Below are 19,578 nucleotides of genomic sequence, written 5' to 3'. Positions count from 1 at the left end.
CCAGCCTTTGTCGCGGACGGAACAGTGAATAACGAGCAATCAGTCGAAGAATGCCCCAAATCACATGAAGTCCTTGCTTACTTGCAAGGTCAGCTCAATGACCATGTCGCCGTCGAACTCGAAGCGCATTTTGCCGATTGTGACGTTTGCGATTCCACCATCCGGCAACTCGATCCACTCGGCAACTTGTTGACTGCGTCGACAGACACAAACGGCTTTGATTTCAGCGACGAGCCAGAGTACGTCGCGTTGGTGAATCGTTGCGTTGCGTTCGGAAAGCCTCGGTCACTGACGGGGTTTCCGCAGCGGCTGGGACGCTACCGCCTCCTTCAGGAACTCGGTAGGGGGGCGATGGGTGTTGTCTTTGCGGCCGAAGACATCTCCGAAGAGCATGACCGTGAGTCGCCTTCAAGTATCGAACCTGCGTACGCCGTGAAAGTGCTTTGGCCGAACGCAATGACAGACTCCCGTATCGCGGAGCGTTTTCGTCGTGAGTCCAAAGTAGCCGCATCCCTCCTGCATCCAGGAATTGTTCGGGTATTAATCTGCGGAGAGGAAGACGGCTTCGCGTATTATGCTATGGAACGTGTGATTGGATGTTCAATTGCAGAAATCCTGCTCGCATTGAACGCCCCTATGCAGGTCGATAGACAGACATTGCAACTTGCGGAGAAACTACGGTCCGCATTCAATCCCCAAGCCATCGCGATTGGACCGGCGATCGACTTTATGTCCCAGGCTGCTCAAGCGCTAGATTATGCTCATCAACAGGGAATCGCGCATCGGGACATCAAACCTGCAAACTTGCTTGTTGATACAACTGGCCGGCTGCGAATCGCTGATTTTGGCTTAGTGGCCCTCGGAGAAGAATCTGACCTGACAAAAGACGGAGAGATCCTGGGAACGATCCGGTATCTCCCGCCGGAACAAGTTCGATCAAAGGTTCGGACTTCTGGAAGCAGTCACGATATCTATTCATTGGCACTAACATTCTACGAAATGATCGTGGGCCGTCCGGCTTACGATGGTCGCAGCGCAGCCGACCTCCTTCGCCGAATTCAATCCGGTCAAATGACACCAATGCACCATGTCGTGCCAAGTCTCGCTCCAGAACTGAACCGAATCGTTTGTCGGGCGTCGGCCAAAAAGCAATCACGGCGATTTGCAACCGCTGGCGAATTTGCTGACCAACTCCAGAAATTCGACGAACAGCACCCCAAAGTCCATTCGACATTGCATCGACGATTTGGACGCAAAGTGGTGTGGTTCTTCGCGTCCATCGCATTGATGACGTTGGTCGCATTTTCATTTACTAAGCTCTTCCCCACGGAAGTGTCGAAGCGTCCACAAATCGCCCCAAATCCAGCGATTGTCACAACATCATCCCGAGAAAACCCAACGCAAAGGTCGTTGCCACCGGATTCGGCCGATGAGGCCACAAATCGAGTCCGTTATTCCAGCACAATTCAGCACGCAGGTGATGCGTGGAGAAACGGCAACCTACCGAGAGCAGACCGATTGCTAAACGAGGTTTCGACAGAGCCGAATCAAAGTTTTGCACATCGCGTTCTCAAGCGACTGGTCACCGATGAGGTTCCCGTGCTTTATCGCCATGACGGCAATGTCTATCACGTTGCCTTCTCGGATTGCGGTCGTTGGCTCGCGTCAGCAAGCGAAGACAGTTCGATTGTCATTTGGAATCGTGAGCGACACGAGATCTCCCATCGACTCAAGGGACATACCGATGAAGTCAACTGCGTCGCTTTCAGTTCCAACGGAAACCAACTTTTTAGTGTCTCGGACGATGGAACGCTACGACGCTGGGACGTTTCGACGGGATTGCCTCTGGAGACGCTGCTCGAACTTTCTCAACCCATTTCGCGGGTGCTTGTATCTCCTAATAACCAAGTGGTATTGGCCACGACATTCACTCACGACATCCGTAACATGTGGATCGTTCGTCTTGACTCCGAAACGAAACATATCGCGGACGAATACGCGCTAAGCTTTTCGCCCGACGGATCGCTCGCATTGACGAGTGACTCCAGTAGCCGGGTGTACGTCTATCACACGGATACCTGGAAGCGTGTCGCATCGGTCGCATTACCCAGCGATCCACCAATTCGCGCGTATTTCACTGACGACAATTCCACAATCGCGGCGGTCTCTCGCGATCAATTCTCACTGATTCAAAACTGGCGACCTGCCGACTCGGATCGAGTCATCGAACAACACGCGGTTGCCAAAGCGAGGGCAATGACGGTGCTTCCCTATGCAGGAGAAGTCGCGATCTGCGATGAGCGGGGCAATATTTTTGTCCATCAAATGCAGACCGCTGCACTCGTGGCATCCTACAGCGTGCACCCAACTCTTATCTTTCATTTAGCTGTCGCTCCCGACGGTGACTCAATCGCGACAGCCCACGCGGACGGTGCCGTCAGACTTCATAAGCGTTCGCAACGTTCGGGAGTTCAGTTCCGCCAACTTCCTCCGAAGGCATTTCCGACATTTGCTTGGTACCGCCCGAAACATCCTAGCATTGATCAAAGCGCGGACGATGGCTCGCGATTTTCGACAACGCCTGCGCACAGCGCCCTTGCATTTTCGACGGGTGATTCAAAGATCCGTCTGTCGTACGCCATCAATGAACCAGCGAATGATAAGAATTTGGCAGACGTTGAGATCGGTGTCAGCTGCATGACGTCCACGCGGGATGGATCGCAGCTAATTGTCGGAACCGGCACTGGTCAACTGAAACGAATCAACATAGACGGGTCGACTCGGCTGCTCGACAAAAAGGCGGAAAAGATTTTCTCTGGCCACATTCTTAGTGACAATGGGATCCTCACCTATACCGACGACAGAGCCATCGAACTGATCCACACCACGCAAGGAAAACTCGTCCGAACCAACATTCTTCCCCCCAGTAAGAGATCAGTCAGTTCCCCTTTGGCGTCTTATGCTGGCCGAATCTTCTTTGTTGAAGGCGGGATCATTCATTGTCGTTTCGGAGATATCTGGCAGCAGGAGGCGACTGCAACGTTGTCAGGGTGGGTCCACGACATCGCCTGTTCCCCAGCTGGACTCTTGGCTGCGGCATGTGACTCCGGGGAAATCGCTGTCTTGGATGCAAAAACCTTGCAATTGAAACAGACGATTCAAATTGCAACTGGTCTGCCGCATGTCGTGGCATTTTCACCGGACGGGCGGACGCTAGCGGTTGGTTGTTCCACTGGCTCCCTTAACTTCTTCAACGTATCGACTTTGCATCGCGAGTTGGCCATCCAAACACCAATCACGCAATTCATTGATCTTGGTTTTTCTCCGGAATCAAAAACGATCGCTGCCGCAGGAAGACACGGGACGCATTGTTGGTATCTGATGACGATGGACTTGAGAAACTCTCGGTAGCGATTTGTACGGATCGACGATTCGCATGGAGTCGTCTGTGTTGCACCACTCCATTAGAAAGAAGGCGTCGATTCCATCGAAGTGAACGCGCAAAGGTACGGAGGCTCGATTACCGCGGAGACCTTGCGAGCGGCGTTGCCCAGCGACGAACAGGAATGCGCTCCAATGTGGCCGCGTGTTGGTTACCACGGAGACGCATTGACGTGTGAACAACGGTCGGAAAGTGGGTCTTCGGCAAACTTGGTGAATCGGGGTGTATAGAATGGGGGGTATTGATTGATCTACGATCACGTACCACAGGAGATTGCGTACGTTGTTACCCATATTGCCGTCCGACGTTGGATTGCGTTTGGACCGTGTGGAAATGAGTGATGCTCTTGTTAAGTTGTTTCTGAGCCCATCGGCACTGATCGCCACTTGCCCGGACTGTGGTCAGGAATCTAGCCGCATTCATAGTCGTTACACACGAACCGCCCGGGACCTACCGATTCAAGGTCGCCCGGTCCGGCTATACCTGACGGTTCGCCGCTATTTCTGCCGCAATCCCGATTGTCTGCGTCGTGTTTTCTGCGAACTCATCCCGCAATTACTGGCCAAGCATGCTCACTCGACCACTCGGCTCTCGGATACCCATCGAACGATTGGCCTAGCGCTTGGTGCTGAACTAGGGGCTCGTTTGGCTGGCAAGTTGGGCATGCCCGTCAGTTCGACGACACTGCTACGTCGGGTCAAGAATGCGGGTCCGAATTCGACGCCTGCTCCACGCATCATTGGGGTCGACGATTGGGCCATTCGGAAGGGACAGCGGTACGGGACAATCATCGTCGACCTGGAGCGAAGCGAAGTCTTGGAACTGCTGCCGGGACGTAATGGCAGTGAGTTGCGGACCTAGCTAACGCAGCACCCGGAAATCGAGGTTCTTTGCTGCGACCGCTGGGCTCCGTACACCGAGGCGGCGACCGCAGCGGCTCCCCAGGCCCAACAGATTGCTGACCGTTGGCATTTGCTCAACAACATTCGCGAGGCACTCGAGCGGTTTCTCGATCACCACGCAGGGAGAATCAAAGCCGCATTCACTCCGACGATTGTCAATCCGCCAGATTCCAATTCGGAAACGGAAACGCCAGCGGAAGCTTTATCACCTGCCACTGCCAAGCAGAAGCAACGGCATGACCGTTGGCGAGAGGCACTTCGGCGTCGCGATGAGGGACAATCGCTTCGCCAAATTGCCCGCGAGATGCAATTGTCGTGGCGAATCGTGCAGCGTTACGTTCAGTCCGATCAGCTTCCAAACTGGCGGCCTAGCCGCGTGAAACCCTCGCAAATGACGAACTACCGGGAACGCATTGAGGCTTCGTTAGCAGATGGGAACGATAATGCGGCGGCCCTGCATCGGCAATTGCTCTGTGAAGGCGTTCGGTTGAGTTACACCACCGTGCGGACCTACGTCAGCCGACTAATGGCGACTCGCGGCCTCTCCCGTCAGCGAATCAACGCAGCCAATCCTTCTCGGTCACGAGCTCCGTCCACCAAAGCTTTATCGTGTGCCGTGATTGCTCAGCCTGCTCAGCGGACCCCGACTCAGGAAACTCAGGTGGGGTGTCCGCAGGAATTGAACTCGGAAGTCGCTGAGGCCGTCGAGCTCGTTGAAACATTCGTGTCGCTAACCCGCAAACACGGTGGAACGACTTGGCGGGAATGGCAAGCGAACGCGTGGACAGCCCATGTTCGGAGCTGCGGAGATTTGCCGAAAGACTGGAACGCGACCGAAACGCGGTTCAGGCCGCGTTCGACGAACCTTGGAGCAGTGGACCGGTCGAAGGGCACATCAACCGTTTAAAAACCATCAAACGTCAAATGTACGGCCGAGTCGGCTTGGCACTCCTCCGAGCCCGAATGATCCGTGCCGGATGATCGCCCCGTTTCACCAAGTTTGCCGAAGATCCACTTTCCGACCGTTGTTCACAATTCCCGGTGATCAAGCTGAATCCAACGTCAATCACTCCGGCTTCGAGATTTATCGAGACGGCAGTTTCACCCGTGTGAGGGCTACCTACGAAGGTCAATCTGCCGGAACGAGAGCCGGTATCTACGTGACGTCCATCAATGGCGGATGGGATTTGTCCGCTCAGCAAAACTATCTCGGCGGGATGTACAACGCACCGTATTTTTGCAGCAAATTATGCCTTCGCCGCCCTCAAAAACGACGGCTCGGTCGTGACTTGGGGAAGCAGCACCTTCGGCGGGGACAGCTCAGGTATCGATTTTTTCTGATCGTATTCGTGCAAGCATAGGCTCCTAATCTTGCGATCCGGGGCCATGCTTCACCGCTTGTTGAGCTGGTCACCACAGTTAGCTTCATGGCTCTGACGCGCGTGCTGCACCAGTCAGCGCATCGACGGCCTTTCTTATTGCGCCTTTACCGATTCGTCGGCAGTCTGCTCCCGTGCTGCCGATGGTCGTCAGCACGCCTCATCTGAGCCGCATTTGGCGGTGTGATCTTTTTCAACGGGAGACCCAATTCATGATCTTTGTTGACCTGGAGAACGGACGCTGTCGCAGTTGTCAGGGCCAGTTGGAAGTAACCGGCGCCGACAATGCGACACTGGACGTCGAATGCACGGAATGCGGTGACGGCTACACCGTCGAGCCCGATGCCTTCAACGATGGAGGCATCAAGTATTGGCCGCAGGCCATGGCCGATTTTGAGGAGAACCTGTAATTGATGCGAACGAAGCCTGGAACCAAATGTTGCAAGCGTACGCGACCAAGCAATGTTCCGACGATGCGTTAGAGACCGCCGAGGCTCTGCGTGATTGGCTGGAGGCTGGCGGATTCGCTCCACAGCCCACCATCGGAATCACGACGGGACACTTTACGTGTCAACTGGACGACGAGTTCTCGCGAGCGGTTTGCCTGGCTGCCTGTCACCACGTCTTCGAACGATCGATACTGGAGGTGGACGATGATGCATAGCAATTGCGCCTGGTCTGCCTCTGAGGTCGCGATGACCGAGGAGCTTGCCGAGATGCTTGTCGAAAACGTCTGGTTTTGTTGTTCCGCCTTCCGAGTCGCCGGTCATTCGGACTACGTCTGGCTGAACGATGCGACGTCCGAAGACGGTGCTCAGGAATATGCCGTAGGTCGCATCGGCCCAGAACAGAGCCAGTTGACCCAGATCGAATCGATCACGTTCAGCTGGTGCACCGCCGAGAAGGCCGAGCAATACATCCGCTCAACCCGTGATGGGCACGACGATAACAACGAATGGGCTCGTCACGTCACTGCGACGATCCAAACCGCCGAAGAGCACGGGCGATGTCCGCTCTGTGCTTAAGGCTCAGCTCACGCCTTGCGTTCTCACGAATGCAGGGCGTTTTTCCAGGTCTCCCCGAACATCTTCATCTGCTGGAGAATCTGACGGAAATACCGTACACTACCCGCCTTACCGCGGGGGGCCTATCAGGGTGTCGCAGCCGCGACGTGGATTGACCAGAATATTTGTTTCACCCGGTGGTACGGAACGAAAGACCGCGAGCAGGCACCGATGCCTGCGGGCCAGCCGTAATCAGGAAGACGATGTCAACAACGCCGGAAAAACTACGGGCACTGAGTATCCGCCAGCCATGGGCGGCACTCATCATGCGCGGCGAAAAGACGGTTGAATATCGCTCCAAACCCACCAAAGTCCGTGGCCGCGTCTCCATTTACGCCAGCCTGGGCAAGCCCGACGTCAGCGATTCGCAGGTTCGCAGCGAGGTCGGGACGTCATGGAAGGAACTACCGAAAGGTGTCCTCATCGGAACCGTCGAAGTCACCGACTGCATCGAACAAGGAGGGGACTACGGCTGGCATCTGACCAATCCTGAGCGACTCGACGAGCCGATCGAGCCTAAGGAGCAGCCGCAGCCGGTCTGGTTCAATCCGTTCGGTTCACCCGATGCTCCCGACCTTTCGGATACGGATTCTGCCCCGGAAGAGGAGGAAGCCTCCTCACGGAAACCGCCGGTATGTACGGCGACTTGAGCGGAATCATCGGCGCCAGCTTACCCGCAATCGAGCAGCTGGATGTTCCAGCACTAGATGATGGCACCAGTCGTTTAGAAACTGAAGAAGATCCGGAAGATTAACCATGACTGATATGCCTACCTCCAGAACCAATCGCGAATTGATTAAAGCTCTAAAGCCGCCAAGAGCACGTTTCTACCCTTGTGACCTGCACGTACATAGCCTCGGTTCCTTTGATGCAAGTATGAATGACCGATTTGCTGGAGGTGATCAGTCTTTAAGCGCCGACATTTCGTCGCTGATGGACTCTGGGGCAGTCAATTGGCCTCTCACCTCAGAGCCTTCTAATCTGGGACAGTTCGACAAGAGCGTAGCGCAGCTGGATGTGGTGAAACGTTTCTATCAGTCTCTTGTTGAACGTCGCAACGCAATCGCTGCTGCTGAAGGAATCTCCGAATCCGATAATTGGAGTATCATCGGAATCACCGACCACAACACGTCACACTTCAGCTGCGCTCTATCAGAACACTCATGGGAACAACGGACTTCGGACCGACTTGTGACCTTCCCAGGAATGGAGCTAGAAGTACATTTCCAAATGCCGCAGGTTGATGGCACATGTAAGGTACATCTGCTTTGCCTTTTTGCGCCGCTTACCTCTGCCTCGGACATACGCATCGCAATCATTGAAGCAGCAAGTGGATCGGGGTCAGGTTGGGATTTCGGAGCTCCGTTGGCAGTGCAAGATTTACCTGGTTTCATCAGTGGCTTGCGATTGCATACCTCTTACCCTGCAATCTGCATTGGGGCTCATGTATGGTCAAACAAGGGGATTGAGAATGAGCCTAAAGAAACAATGCTCGCGTCAATCAACGCGGAAATTATCAGGTTGGCTGGTGAGCTTGATCGACTGAAATACGAGGGATTGACGTCGGAAGTAGAGGAAACTCAGACGCGTATCGAGCAATTGTCCGTGCAACGTGAGGACAATGATTCGATCCACATGGAAGTGCTCTCGCTAATTGGTAGTTGCGGACTTGACGCCCTTCAGGTTCGCGATCAGACGCACGAGACACACTACAGACGCCTTCATCGCTTCAGGGAACTCCGCGGCCGATCTATTCCGATTGTATGCTCCGACGCCCACTCTCCGTCTCACGTGTTTAGTTGCGCGAGTGAAATACCGTATGCAAAAGTCTCCTCACACACACTTGCAAATGGAACTCCGCAAGAACTATTCCGTGAACTTCGAGAGCAAACGCTCCGGTTCGGCGAGACTCGAACAACGTATGCCGCTCCGGGCACGGTAAATGCATGGATTGACGGAATTGAGATCGCCCGAGATGCCAGTGGAGCAAGCGAATTTTGGAGTAACCAGGTCGAGACAGATTCAGACAGCACTCCAGAGTTCCTACTTCCATTGTCACGCAATCTCAACTGCTTGGTCGGTGGACGAGGTTCTGGGAAGAGTGCAGTTGTTGAAGCAATCGCTTTTTTAACGCAAGAAAAACTCTTCACCGATGAGGGGAACCTACGTGATCGAGACCAGTCTGACGCTTATAAGAGAGCTGTAGCAACACTTGCTGGATGTCGATTGAGGATGGTTTGGAAAACGTCGGGAAATGTTGGCATTGGTGGGCTGCCAAAGAAAGCCTTGATCGTGTCTCGCTATTTCGACGTCGACGGCAGACATGAATCACTCGATTTCCGTGACATTGATGGGAACGCAATAGTGGATGACAGCATCACACTCCCCAGTGCGCGAATATTGCGCGCTCACGAGATTGAGGAAACTGCTCGCCCAGAAAATCTCAAGTCGCTATTCGACGATCTATGCGGCAAAATGATAACGAGACTGAGCGATGACATTGAAGATATTCGCGAACAGTTGGTTGAACAGCGTTCCCACGTAGTCGAAGTCTGCGAGAGTCTTTCAGCTTTGACAAGGGATGGCTCGCCGTTACGTCAATATGGAATTAGAAAGCAGCAGTTTGACGCAGTTAACAAACCCGAGCTTAGGACACGGTATGAAGAGATTGATGCCGCCGAAGCAGTCGCAAAGGTCACATCCCAGGCTCATGAGGGGTGGTCTAATCTGAGAGTTGCTGACAACCTACACGAAATTGAGTCAAGCGTTAGCGAATTTTTAACTTCGACCTCGAAGAAGCTAGTTGATGATGACGGCATCCCGATGGGCGGAATGGAAGATCTACATGGACTGGTAGCAGCTCCAAACCCTGACTCCGATTCTAGTGAGGAGCAAATTGATGTGGCTAGAGCCATTGCTTCGGCGAGAGAAACAGCGAATTCGATGGAACAATCGCTTGATGAAGTGCAGTCGAAGCAGGCAGAAAAATTGGCTGAGAAACAGGCTGAATTGGCGAAAGAGGGGTTGCCTACTGGCTCAAGCGAACGAGCGGCAAAGAAGAAAGCATTCGACGCCGCAAAGCAAGCTTTCGATAAGTATGAACAGCTCTTGGATGAATTGAAGGAGGCTCTTGTTGAGCGAGACAAATTGCACGGAAAAATAGTCGAAAAGTGCCGAGAAAGGACAGAACTGCGAAAGCGAAGAGCTGAGGAACTTACCTCTGACCTTGAACGTGACTTGGATCAGAACATTCTTCGCATTGAAATTGACGCATGTCCAATGGCTGACCGACAAGAGTTTTCGGACTGGCTCGAAAACCATGTAGAGCCGACATTTGGTCGATACAAGTCTCACAGACGGGAGGCATTGCTCCATTCTGGAGTCATGCCTAAAGAGCTTAGGACACTTTTGCTCGACGATGGGTTTCCAAGCCTCACTGCGCTTAAAATCGATCGTGAACGAGCGGAAGATGGACGGATTGAAGAAACAGACGCCGAGAAAATATTAGAACGATGCCGAGGCCAAAAGAAGGTGCCACTCGAAGAGAGCGACACTTGGGATAGCGACTTCCTGGACTCATTGCCTTCCAGCATTAGACAAGGAGTAGTGACATTTCCCAGGCGTTCTGGTGCACAAAGCCTTTGCATCGAACACGTTCTGGAACTGGATGAAATTGTCTTAGATGACATCCCAGAAGTACGGTTGAATGATCGCCCCAAAGACCCCAGCAGTGAGCCCCGTCCGCTGAGCCGATTGTCCCCTGGGCAGCGTTGCAGTGCCATTCTTCCAATTCTCTTGCTTTCCGGAGAGTTCCCCCTCGTGATCGACCAACCGGAGGAGAACTTGGATAATCGGCTTGTTCGCCAAGTTATCGTCAATATTTTGGCAAGCATGAAGCTCAAGCGTCAGGTCATCATCGCAACCCATAATCCTAATCTTCCTGTTCTTGGTGATTCGGAACAATGTGTCGTTTTGCAGGCGAGAGGGCGAGATATGTCTGAGGTAGTCGCTGCCGGCAACCTAGACGCTCCCGATGTTGCTCACTACATCACTGATATCATGGAAGGCGGTCGTGAGGCGTTCCAATATCGTCAGGCAATTTATCAGACCCATTGGAAAGGCGTCGTTGCCAGAGAGTGAGTTTCCGGTGGCTTGGTAGAGTCAAGTGTGATGTGCACATTCAAACGATGGACGGTGTCATGAAACACGTGTCGTTAAATGTATATCATTATCTCCTTTATGCTATAGTTATGTGGAACGCCCCGCCGTTGCATGCCGAAACCTCGCGAGCCGTACATTGCAGGGAGTAGTCAAGTATCGCTTTTGACAGACCGACAACTTCCGGTTGTGATTACGCAAATGGTTGAAAATGCATCACGGCGTTACGTGGAATTCATCACAGCGACCATCTGAAACAGGAACACTCGCGAGGCTTACGCCCGAGCGATGTGGCGATTCTTCTCTTGGCGCGAGGTTCGTGGCATTCCCCTTTCGAAGATCGAGCCTAGCTTCGTTGACAGTCGGGAGGGAGCCGATCCGTCGAGCTCAGCGAGAGTTTGGGCGTAACTTTTTTGAGCCTCACTTTAGCGCACCAAGGCAAATGGTAACCAATTCGGAAGCATGGCACGAATTGGCAGAACATCTTGGTATACGGCAGCGACATTACAAAGTACGCCACCTTCGTCGGCTCACCATTCAAGATGACTTGAGCTTCGCCGAAGTCCCTCCCCGACAAGGACTCGAACCTCGAATCTTTCAATTAACAGTCAATGAAGTCGGTTTGGCTTGCGAAGGCGCTAAATTCAGGCCATTTTCGCGTCAGGTGAGATGATTGCAAAGAGTTAGCTGCCAGTGCCTCAAAGGTTGCTGGAATCTGTGATGATTGAAGAACCGACAGCTTTCAAAACTGACCATACGTATTGAATCCCATGAAATTTATGGCGGCTATTTAGGTAGTCGACCTTTTCTTCGATTTACTGTTGCAGCCCCGGCGTTCGATCCTTGGTGATCGATCGCCGGGGCTGCTTCCTTTTGCTTCCGCAGCGTTGCGGGGGTGGTGTGTTTTTTCACGCCGCCCCCGGCGTGGGGCGGCCCAATTTTGGAGGTCGTTCCCATGGAACAACATTGTCGTGCCAATTTCTCATCCGCCGCATCCGAACGCCTTGAGCAGGATACCCCGCCGTGTGCGTGGCATACCGAGTTCCTCAGTATGCTGCCCAAAATCACGGAATACGCGTCGTTTTCCTTCCGCCACTTGAAGGAGGACAATCGGGACGAAATGGTGCAGGAAGTGATTGCGAATGCTTGCGCGGCTTACGCACGGTTAGTCGAGCAAGGTCGAACTGAAGCGGCGACGTGGAGTACCTTGGCACGCTATGCAGTCCGGCAAGCGCGAGTCGGAAGACAAATCGGCACCAGTTTGAATGTCGGCGACGTTTGTTCGCGGCATTGTCAACTGCGGAAAGGTGTGCGAGTTCAGGGTTTGGTTCGCTGGGACGATCAAGGTCAGGAGTGGCGGGAACAAGTCGTCGAGGACCGAAATTTCACACCCGCAGACGTGGCCGCCTTCCGTATTGATCTTCGGGAATTCCTGCGATCGCTTTCGCGTCGAAACCGAAAAATGGCCCTGCAACTTGCGAAGGGGCATGCAACAAGTTGGATTGCTCAGCGATTCCAGATGTCCGCGGGTCGCGTCTCGCAAATCCGGCGCGAACTTTGCGAGGCGTGGCATCAATTCCATGGGGAACCGATCCCTGCCTAACAGATTGTCAGTACGATGTTGACACCCTCGGGGATTTCCACACCCCGAGGGTGTCTGGATCAGCATCCGCACGCCATTTCATCGGCAGAGCCCGTCGATAAAGTTGTGATCGACCGACTGAGCTTGCCGTTCTAAGACGTTGCCATATCTCCGGAATGCCGATTCCAAGTCATCCACCGCGTTTCACGCTCATGGTCTGAAAGTGTTACGATTCCATACAGGAGAACCGACCGATGGGGGACGAAAATGAGCGTTACCCACCCGACGATCGATCACCAGATGAGGCACTGCTAGACCTGCTTGCCCGACTAATCGCCCGCCGCTTCTTGAATCGGCGAGCCGTTTTGTTGCGCAGCGAAAGGGCCAGCGGTGCCGAGGAACCAACCGAAAACGAAACTTCACTCGACCCTGAAGAGGAAACCGAATGAATTGCGACTTCAAGCACTTATAACATCGCCGACCGGTAGATGTCCGCACGCATAGAATGGCTAGCATCGATCCGAGGAACCGACCGCTCGTGCTCGGTTTCTCAGCGACGATTTTCATCGCTAGCCGTTTCGCATCCACATCAACAGCCCTTGCCTTCCGGCCAGGGGCTGTTGGTTTGAAGCATCGAAAATCTCGTTAAGCTATTACTCGAATGACCGAACATAACGACTGTCTAAACCATCTGCGGCCGCTCAGCCTAGGTGTCCGTCACCAACTCAGCTCCATTTTGACTTTGCGTCTAGGAATCCCTGTCCGATAATTACCGCCCCAAATGAAAGGAAACTAATTGTGAGTGAACCGGATCTCGACCAACATTTCGTTCCCCGTCCACCATATCAGCTTCGAACACTGCCGTTGAAACACCGTTGGGAAGCAACCCGTCGACATTCTTATTACCAAGCGTTCTGGTCCATCGACCAAAATCATGAACGTCAGGAAGAGGAACTGCACGTTGCAATGCAAGGCATTGTGTTCGCCGCCCTTGCCCACATTGGAATCCGAGGTGAATCAATTGATCCGGCTCTAGACTTCGAACAGTTGCCTGGTGCAGATCGGCTCGAAGAATCGTGGCTGACCGGAGCGGTTCATCCTATCTCAGTGCGACGGATTGCGGGCTTACTGATCTCGTCGCTTCCGGAATCGGCCCTTGCCGAGCTGACGGCTATATTCATCATGGCCCGCGACACGCCGAGTCGTGTCTCAGAGACTCCGCGGGTCTACGCACTGAATCACCTGTCATCCGCGACAGCCGAATGGCTCGATCAACTCTTTGACGAACCACTGGTGTCGGTCAATCCACAGGCGACAAACGACCAAATTCGTCAGGCCGTCAATCATCTAGCGTCTGAATGGCGGGAGTCTCGGAATCTACCGCGAACGCGTGTCCGCGCAGATGTCTTCCCCGCCTATTTTACGGCTTGGGACCTACGCGAGGGGTGGCACGAAGGCCGCTACGACATCGATCGGGAACGAACTCTCCAGGAGGTCGCTCGCGAACTCAATGAATCCGTTTCGACCGTTCAGAACCATTACGCAGCCGCTTTTCAACTCATCACGGGACATCAGTACTCTCCCGAGCTTTGGTGGAAGATTTTCGGTGCGTACAAGCTCTCGCTGCTTGGCGTCGGCAGGTCGAATGCCCGCTCGCTGCAGCGGCCTCGCGTCAGTCGATCGGAACGGGAGGTTCCAGAGACGCAACTAGGAGCGTCGGTCGAACATCTTGCGGCCCCCCTTGCCGCACTGAAGGTGTTTACCCACTACCAGATTGAGGATCTCCGTATGGACGTCACGAACCTTCAGTCCGAAGGATCAAGCATCGAGGAAATTGCCCAACGACTCTGCGAGGGACCAACGGAAATTGAAGCCTGGCAGCAGGCAATCCGCTACCTCTTGGAGCACGAACTGTCCTGAGGCAAAAGACTCTGCAAAATAGACGTTCCGTTATCTCGGAAGAGGGAGGGGGTGAGTAGTCACCTCCTCCCTTTTGTTTTCAGCAGAGATCATGAACACCAAACCTAACCATTTGACCTTGAAAGAGTTTGCGGCCCGCTCACCGCTTTCCGAGTCCACGATTCGCCGTTATGTCCGGACAAGGAAGATTCCTTCCGTACAGGCCGCTAAAGGACATCTGATCCTCATTCCGAGCGACGCGCTCAACACGCTGGGGCAGGAGAATTCGAAAACCCTAAACCAAGAGCCGCCAACGGAGGTTGCTCCAAAACGCCGGTCAACGCCGCGATGGAGTTCTTGAATCATCATTGAAAGTAACCCATGTCAAGAAAACCTAAGCCAACTAACATCGTCCGTTGCCGCTATTTCGAATGGCGGATTTATCAGCGGGACGGTATTTATCAAGCCGATGGACGCCGACGGAACCAGTCCCTCGCGCGGTACTCGCTTGGTGTCGAAAACTACGACGACGCTCTGGCGGTGTTAGAAGAACTGGACCTAACGCAGGCGATCCGCCATGGTCTCGCCAATGAGGACGATCGCCGACGCCGCCAGAGCAAACAGCTTCTGCTCGCCGAGGGCCGTTCACTGTATGAAACTCATTTAAATCGGCCGCAAGCCGCAGGTGGTGTGCGGAAGAAGACGAAAGGCCGGTACAAGGCGATCCTTGATAAGTTCTTTGTCTTTTGTGAAGAACAAAAAGTATCGTCCTGGAACGGCGTCAATGCGACTTTGCTCCAAACTTATCTCGCGCATCTGGAAGAGGGTGGCTACGCGCAAGCGACCGTTTACATCGAGGGCAACACGATCAAGCAGATCGTGAAATTCTTGATCGAACAGAAGCAATTGCCCCCGGAATGCCAAGTGAACTTGTCTCTCAGCAAGCAACGCGGAACGACCACCTATTGTTATACGAAGGGGGAAGTGGCCGCGATTATCCGATGGTGTGAGCAAGACGAATCCTTGCATTGGCTTCGCAATATTGTCATCGCTCTGGTGACAACCGGACTGCGGATATCGGAGTTGGCGAGTTTACGGTGGTCGGACTTGTCGAACGATCTTTCCATGATCGAACTCACCGACGAGTCCGGTCGCCGAAGCGAGGATCGACGGACGACGAAGACGGGTCGCGATCGGACATTCCCCATACATGCGGACCTGAAGGCTGTCCTTGAAGCCATGCCCCGAAGCGGTCGCGAGATTTTCAAAGGGCCACGGGGTGGGAAATTGAAACCAGACACGGTCCTCAATATTCTCAAGCGAGACGTGCTTCGGCCGCTGGCCAAAAGATTGTCCAATGGCGTCACCCCGCGGATCGACGAGGGCGGCGTCCACTCATTCCGGCATTATTTCTGTTCGGTGTCCGCCAGCAGCGGCGTCCCCGAACAAATCGTGATGCGATGGCTGGGACATTCCAGTAGCGAAATGGTCCAACGTTATTATCATTTACACGATGAGGAAGCGAAGCGGCAAATGAGCCGACTGAACTTCATTGAGATTTCCGGTGGACGTTCCGCCGGCACGAATGATTGATTTCTGTAATCCTGAAGACGGCGATCTGGTGCGGTCGTTGAGCATCCTTGATCAGCAGTTTTGGCACATTCTTGGCACAGCTCACTGTGCCAAAGAAAAACAGCCGCCGCAACTCATTGTGTTGCAACGGCTTATGGTGAGCTTTAAGAAGCAAGCGGAGAGGGGGGGATTCGAACCCCCGGTACCTTTCGGCACGCTGGTTTTCAAGACCAGTGCATTCGGCCGCTCTGCCACCTCTCCGGTTTGGCTTGGTTGCCTTGTCGTGATGTTGGAATCTTACTGGCCGCCGAAGTGAGCGTCAATCCGTCGGAGTTGTCTTCTTGATTTCGGTGGAATCCTTTGGGTTGGCGACAAATGCGTTGATAAGGTGTTCGATTTCGTCGAGGATGTCGATTGGCAGCTCGGCACTTTTTTGTCGAGCGTGCGTTTCCAGGTTGAACAGCCGTTGTTCCAGGCTATCCCATGCGACGCAGGACACCGCTCCCTTCAAGGAGTGGGCTTTGTCTTCCCAGAGGGAAAAATCTTGGTCCTGGATGGCATCTTTGAGTTGAGGCCAATCTTCGGTCAGTTTGTTTTGGAGCAGTCGAGTGGTCTTGGGGGTTAGACCCGTGGGAGTATCGAGAGGTTCATCGTTTGGGCGTTTTTCTTCGGCATTCGTGGTGGAAAAATGAGCCGCGAAGATGGCTTCGATCCGTGATCCATCGAGCGGCTTCACGAGACAATCGTCGATGCCCGCTCGCTCGGCGGCTAATCGTTCCTGCGGACCGACGAAACCCGACAGCAAGATCACCAATGCAGGTTTTCGATGGTTCTGTTGTTCGTAGCGGCGGAGCTTGCGGGCTGTTCCAAAACCGTCAATTCCTTGCATCTTGCGATCTAGGAAGACAACATCAAATTCGGATTCGTTGAAGGCCAAGATTGTGGCTTCCCCGCTCTCGACAACTTCGACGTGCCGAGCCAAACGCTTTAGGATTGTCTGATTTACATGCTGATTGACGGCGTCATCATCCGCGACCAGAATTTTCAGGTCACGCTTTGGAAGCGACGAAGATACGACTTCAGGTTCAACTTTTGACCGATTGCCCACAATATCGGTCTGAATGGCGTTGGCGACGGACGAAGAAAGGACCGGTTTGATCAGCACGATGTCTGCCGATGGCGATTGTGGCGTCGGTGCATGGATCGGGTTTCGCAGTCGTAAAACATTGGTTGCGTTTGGCTCTGGCTCGAACGCTATCGCGTGTGATTCGTCGATGATGACCCAATCACTCCCCTGCTCCATTCGTATGCGGAGATCCCATCCCTCAGCACGGAAGGTTTCGGTGAGACACTGTCGAAGGGTTTCGTTCGCGACTCGCAATTCCATGGTGCCTCGCGACGGAACGGGCGTTGGTACTTGGTCGCCGGAGTACGTTACGGGAATGGAAAACTCGAACGACGTGCCGTGACCGACTTGGCTTTTCAGTGATATCTCGCCACCCATCTCTTGCACTAACTCACGAGAGACCGCGAGTCCCAATCCGGTGCCACCGAAACGAGTTTTTGTGTCGTCTTCGGCCTGCACGAACGGTTGGAAAATCTGCTTCTGTTTGTCAGCGGGGATTCCGATTCCCGTGTCGCGAACGATGAACCGGAGACCAGAGTGACCGTCTACCTTGGCATTCTGGACGGACAGGAACACCTCGCCGACGGCGGTGAACTTGACGGAGTTCGCAACCAAGTTAATCAACACTTGCCGCAGTCTTCGACGATCGACATTAACCAGATCTCCAATATCAGGCGGGCGATGGCCGATTAGTTCGATCCCCTTCTCCGCCGCCTTCGCTGCAAAGGTCCGGAGAACTTCACTCAGAAGTTGGTCGAGATTGACCTCGGCATTCGTTGGGGGATCCGCCGTGCCGTCGGCTTGCTCGAGAACCCCATTGACCGTTTCCAAGAGCGATTCGGAGGACACCCGTACGATGTCCAGGTACTCACGTTGTTCGGTGGTCAGGTCGGTTTGCAACGCCAACTGAACCATCGAGAGAACACCGTTCATCGGGTTTCGGATCTCGTGACTGAGGATCGCAAGCTCGTCGGGAAGTACGAGTGCTTCGTCCTCAAGTCCACCCGCGTTCGTGGGCGATTGCTGGCTCGAAGAATCTGGGAACTGTTGTTCGTGTCGATCGATTTTGTTGTGTGGGATCGATGGCTGCGTGTGCAAGCCATGAAGCAATTCGGCGATGCATCGGGCACAGCCAATCGCCCACCGTAACTGTGGATCGGAGAGCGACCGGGACCGTTGACTCGTCATGCAGACGACGCCCCAATGTCGTCCTTCAAACTCGATTGGCACCAGCCAGGCTTGCCCGATCAGAACCTCGATGCCAATCCTTCGGAGGGCGTTTGCGTCCAATGAGACGATATCTTCGCCGTTTTTTTGAAGCCTCTGGAACCGTTTAGGCGATCCGAATGTGCGGCAGATTGTTAGTTCGGTCTGCGTCCATTCCGTGAGCACGTTTGGCGGCAGTTCGCGGGACGATTCCGCGATCGACATCGCCTGGCCACCCGCCGCAACATTTCCGAGGAGCAAGCCAACCCGGTCGACTTCAGTGACGCGGCGGAGTTCGTCAATGAAGTCATGGAGGAGATCCAACGGCGTGGTCGTGGACTCGACAAACTCGCTATCGAGGAATGTCGGTTGCGGAGGGTGCGATTGGGGCAATCCAGTTTCTTCCCCGTTTGCCACGTGTCGTTGCAATCCGACGATAATTTCCCGCGTCACGTCAATCGCATTTTCGACCGGTAGCATCTCCGAAGTCATCAGCACGCCGCGACCGAGGGGGGAGTTGATTCCCAAGAAATGAACGGCTTCAATCCCGCGACGGTCTTCGCGAGTCATTGCGTCATAGAGTGTGCTTTCACGCAGCGATTGACCTTGCAGGGTAAGGAATTGGTCCCGAATGGAGGTCTTCAGCCATTCCTCATCAAATCGAAGTCGTTGCTTGGATTCGGGAGAGAGTCCGCGACAGTGCGTGATCTGGCTGGGTTGCGAGGAGCAGTCCAGCCAAGCGACAAACCCGGTCCCAGCGCGTGGGACGAGTTGTCGCATGACTTCGGTCAGGGCTTGGTGAAAGGTCTCGGCTGTCGCCAACCGATTCAGCCATTGTTTGGTCTGCTGTTGAGCGGTGAGTTGCCGTCGAGCGTCGGAAACAATTTTGTAGCGGGCTTCGACTTGGAGGGAGAGTTTGCCGGTTTCCAGTGCGTGCCAAGCGTGTGCGACCGTTCTCAGTCGCCACGATTCAACGGTGAGACTGCTGACGACGAACGCCGTAATAAACCAAGAGGCTTGATGCGGTATCGCGACGACGAAGATCGCTAGTGTCGTGGCCGCTGCGACACACTCCGTTTGGGGAATCAACAGGGTGTACGGGGTTGTTTGGAGTGTCCGCGCGAGCCGTTGAAATCGACGAGTCCAGTTGTAAAAAGAAGCGATCATGCATGTGACTCAAATGGAACTCGCGCAGTCTTTTCGTCGATTCGGGTTTGGCCCCCGTCGGTGTCTTGGACTGATTCCGCC

14 protein-coding genes, 1 tRNA gene and 2 pseudogenes are annotated in these 19,578 nt (G+C 54.0%); 15 read left to right on the top strand and 2 right to left on the bottom strand.

Annotated elements, in window-relative coordinates:
- Nucleotides 1-24 precede the first annotated feature (24 nt).
- The 15 genes and pseudogenes from G6R38_RS01995 to G6R38_RS01925 all read left to right on the top strand — a co-directional run bounded on the left by G6R38_RS01995 (nucleotide 25) and on the right by G6R38_RS01925 (nucleotide 16,019).
- Nucleotides 25-3,411, top strand: coding sequence for a protein kinase domain-containing protein (locus tag G6R38_RS01995; protein WP_166820005.1), 3,387 nt, complete (start codon nucleotides 25-27; stop codon nucleotides 3,409-3,411).
- Between the two features lie 364 nt (nucleotides 3,412-3,775).
- Complete coding sequence (locus tag G6R38_RS01990; protein WP_166820004.1) at nucleotides 3,776-4,303, top strand: transposase family protein; 528 nt, start codon at nucleotides 3,776-3,778, stop codon at nucleotides 4,301-4,303.
- Between the two features lie 18 nt (nucleotides 4,304-4,321).
- A pseudogene (locus G6R38_RS28340) lies at nucleotides 4,322-4,633 on the top strand (transposase); the annotation flags it as partial.
- A gap of 512 nt (nucleotides 4,634-5,145) precedes the next feature.
- Nucleotides 5,146-5,325 (top strand): annotated as a pseudogene (locus G6R38_RS28335) (transposase); the annotation flags it as partial.
- A complete protein-coding gene (locus G6R38_RS01975; RefSeq protein WP_166820002.1) occupies nucleotides 5,322-5,705 on the top strand; it encodes a hypothetical protein in 384 nt (127 codons plus the stop codon). The pseudogene G6R38_RS28335 and the gene G6R38_RS01975, both read left to right, overlap by 4 nt.
- A gap of 230 nt (nucleotides 5,706-5,935) precedes the next feature.
- Nucleotides 5,936-6,133: a hypothetical protein gene (locus G6R38_RS01970; protein WP_166820001.1), complete on the top strand. Its 198-nt coding sequence runs from the start codon at nucleotides 5,936-5,938 to the stop codon at nucleotides 6,131-6,133.
- Nucleotides 6,134-6,159: 26 nt separating this feature from the next.
- On the top strand, nucleotides 6,160-6,387 hold the full coding sequence (locus G6R38_RS01965) for a hypothetical protein (RefSeq protein ID WP_166820000.1): 228 nt from the start codon (nucleotides 6,160-6,162) through the stop codon (nucleotides 6,385-6,387).
- Nucleotides 6,377-6,748, top strand: a complete 372-nt coding sequence (locus tag G6R38_RS01960; RefSeq protein ID WP_166819999.1) for a hypothetical protein — start codon at nucleotides 6,377-6,379, stop codon at nucleotides 6,746-6,748. Before G6R38_RS01965 ends, G6R38_RS01960 begins: the two co-directional genes overlap by 11 nt.
- Nucleotides 6,749-6,990: 242 nt before the next feature.
- Entirely contained in the window at nucleotides 6,991-7,437 is a 447-nt protein-coding gene (locus G6R38_RS01955; protein WP_166819998.1) for an ASCH domain-containing protein, read from the top strand.
- A 106-nt stretch (nucleotides 7,438-7,543) separates the two neighbouring features.
- Nucleotides 7,544-10,927 (top strand): AAA family ATPase, encoded by a 3,384-nt coding sequence (locus G6R38_RS01950; RefSeq protein ID WP_166819997.1) that lies wholly within the window; start codon nucleotides 7,544-7,546, stop codon nucleotides 10,925-10,927.
- Nucleotides 10,928-11,900: 973 nt separating this feature from the next.
- Nucleotides 11,901-12,548, top strand: coding sequence for a hypothetical protein (locus G6R38_RS01945; protein WP_166819996.1), 648 nt, complete (start codon nucleotides 11,901-11,903; stop codon nucleotides 12,546-12,548).
- A gap of 233 nt (nucleotides 12,549-12,781) precedes the next feature.
- Complete coding sequence (locus G6R38_RS01940) at nucleotides 12,782-12,976, top strand: hypothetical protein (RefSeq protein ID WP_166819995.1); 195 nt, start codon at nucleotides 12,782-12,784, stop codon at nucleotides 12,974-12,976.
- A 349-nt stretch (nucleotides 12,977-13,325) separates the two neighbouring features.
- On the top strand, nucleotides 13,326-14,447 hold the full coding sequence (locus G6R38_RS01935; RefSeq protein ID WP_166819994.1) for a hypothetical protein: 1,122 nt from the start codon (nucleotides 13,326-13,328) through the stop codon (nucleotides 14,445-14,447).
- Nucleotides 14,448-14,538: 91 nt separating this feature from the next.
- Nucleotides 14,539-14,787 (top strand): helix-turn-helix domain-containing protein, encoded by a 249-nt coding sequence (locus tag G6R38_RS28330; protein WP_166819993.1) that lies wholly within the window; start codon nucleotides 14,539-14,541, stop codon nucleotides 14,785-14,787.
- A gap of 20 nt (nucleotides 14,788-14,807) precedes the next feature.
- On the top strand, nucleotides 14,808-16,019 hold the full coding sequence (locus G6R38_RS01925) for a tyrosine-type recombinase/integrase (RefSeq protein ID WP_166819992.1): 1,212 nt from the start codon (nucleotides 14,808-14,810) through the stop codon (nucleotides 16,017-16,019).
- Nucleotides 16,020-16,174: 155 nt separating this feature from the next.
- Here G6R38_RS01925 and G6R38_RS01920 read toward each other — a convergent pair.
- Together G6R38_RS01920 and G6R38_RS01915 are read right to left on the bottom strand one after the other, a co-directional pair.
- Nucleotides 16,175-16,259 (bottom strand) — tRNA-Ser (locus G6R38_RS01920).
- Nucleotides 16,260-16,317: 58 nt separating this feature from the next.
- Nucleotides 16,318-19,497 (bottom strand): ATP-binding protein, encoded by a 3,180-nt coding sequence (locus G6R38_RS01915; RefSeq protein ID WP_166819991.1) that lies wholly within the window; start codon nucleotides 19,495-19,497, stop codon nucleotides 16,318-16,320.
- Nucleotides 19,498-19,578: the final 81 nt, after the last annotated feature.

It is taken from the genome of Thalassoroseus pseudoceratinae, assembly GCF_011634775.1.
Classification (GTDB): Bacteria; Planctomycetota; Planctomycetia; order Planctomycetales; family Planctomycetaceae; genus Thalassoroseus; species Thalassoroseus pseudoceratinae.
The sequence above is the reverse complement of the archived record's forward strand: the minus strand, read 5'-3'. Positions and strand labels throughout refer to the sequence as shown.

Excerpts from the sequence above, each read along its gene's own strand:
- G6R38_RS01990 (WP_166820004.1), top strand. The coding sequence starts at position 3,776 with ATGAGTGATGCTCTTGTTAAGTTGTTTCTGAGCCCATCGGCACTGATC.
- G6R38_RS01975 (WP_166820002.1), top strand. The coding sequence starts at position 5,322 with ATGATCGCCCCGTTTCACCAAGTTTGCCGAAGATCCACTTTCCGACCG.
- G6R38_RS01970 (WP_166820001.1), top strand. The coding sequence starts at position 5,936 with ATGATCTTTGTTGACCTGGAGAACGGACGCTGTCGCAGTTGTCAGGGC.
- G6R38_RS01965 (WP_166820000.1), top strand. The coding sequence starts at position 6,160 with ATGTTGCAAGCGTACGCGACCAAGCAATGTTCCGACGATGCGTTAGAG.
- G6R38_RS01960 (WP_166819999.1), top strand. The coding sequence starts at position 6,377 with ATGATGCATAGCAATTGCGCCTGGTCTGCCTCTGAGGTCGCGATGACC.
- G6R38_RS01955 (WP_166819998.1), top strand. The coding sequence starts at position 6,991 with ATGTCAACAACGCCGGAAAAACTACGGGCACTGAGTATCCGCCAGCCA.
- G6R38_RS01950 (WP_166819997.1), top strand. The coding sequence starts at position 7,544 with ATGACTGATATGCCTACCTCCAGAACCAATCGCGAATTGATTAAAGCT.
- G6R38_RS01945 (WP_166819996.1), top strand. The coding sequence starts at position 11,901 with ATGGAACAACATTGTCGTGCCAATTTCTCATCCGCCGCATCCGAACGC.
- G6R38_RS01940 (WP_166819995.1), top strand. The coding sequence starts at position 12,782 with ATGGGGGACGAAAATGAGCGTTACCCACCCGACGATCGATCACCAGAT.
- G6R38_RS28330 (WP_166819993.1), top strand. The coding sequence starts at position 14,539 with ATGAACACCAAACCTAACCATTTGACCTTGAAAGAGTTTGCGGCCCGC.
- G6R38_RS01925 (WP_166819992.1), top strand. The coding sequence starts at position 14,808 with ATGTCAAGAAAACCTAAGCCAACTAACATCGTCCGTTGCCGCTATTTC.
- G6R38_RS01915 (WP_166819991.1), bottom strand. The coding sequence starts at position 19,497 with ATGATCGCTTCTTTTTACAACTGGACTCGTCGATTTCAACGGCTCGCG.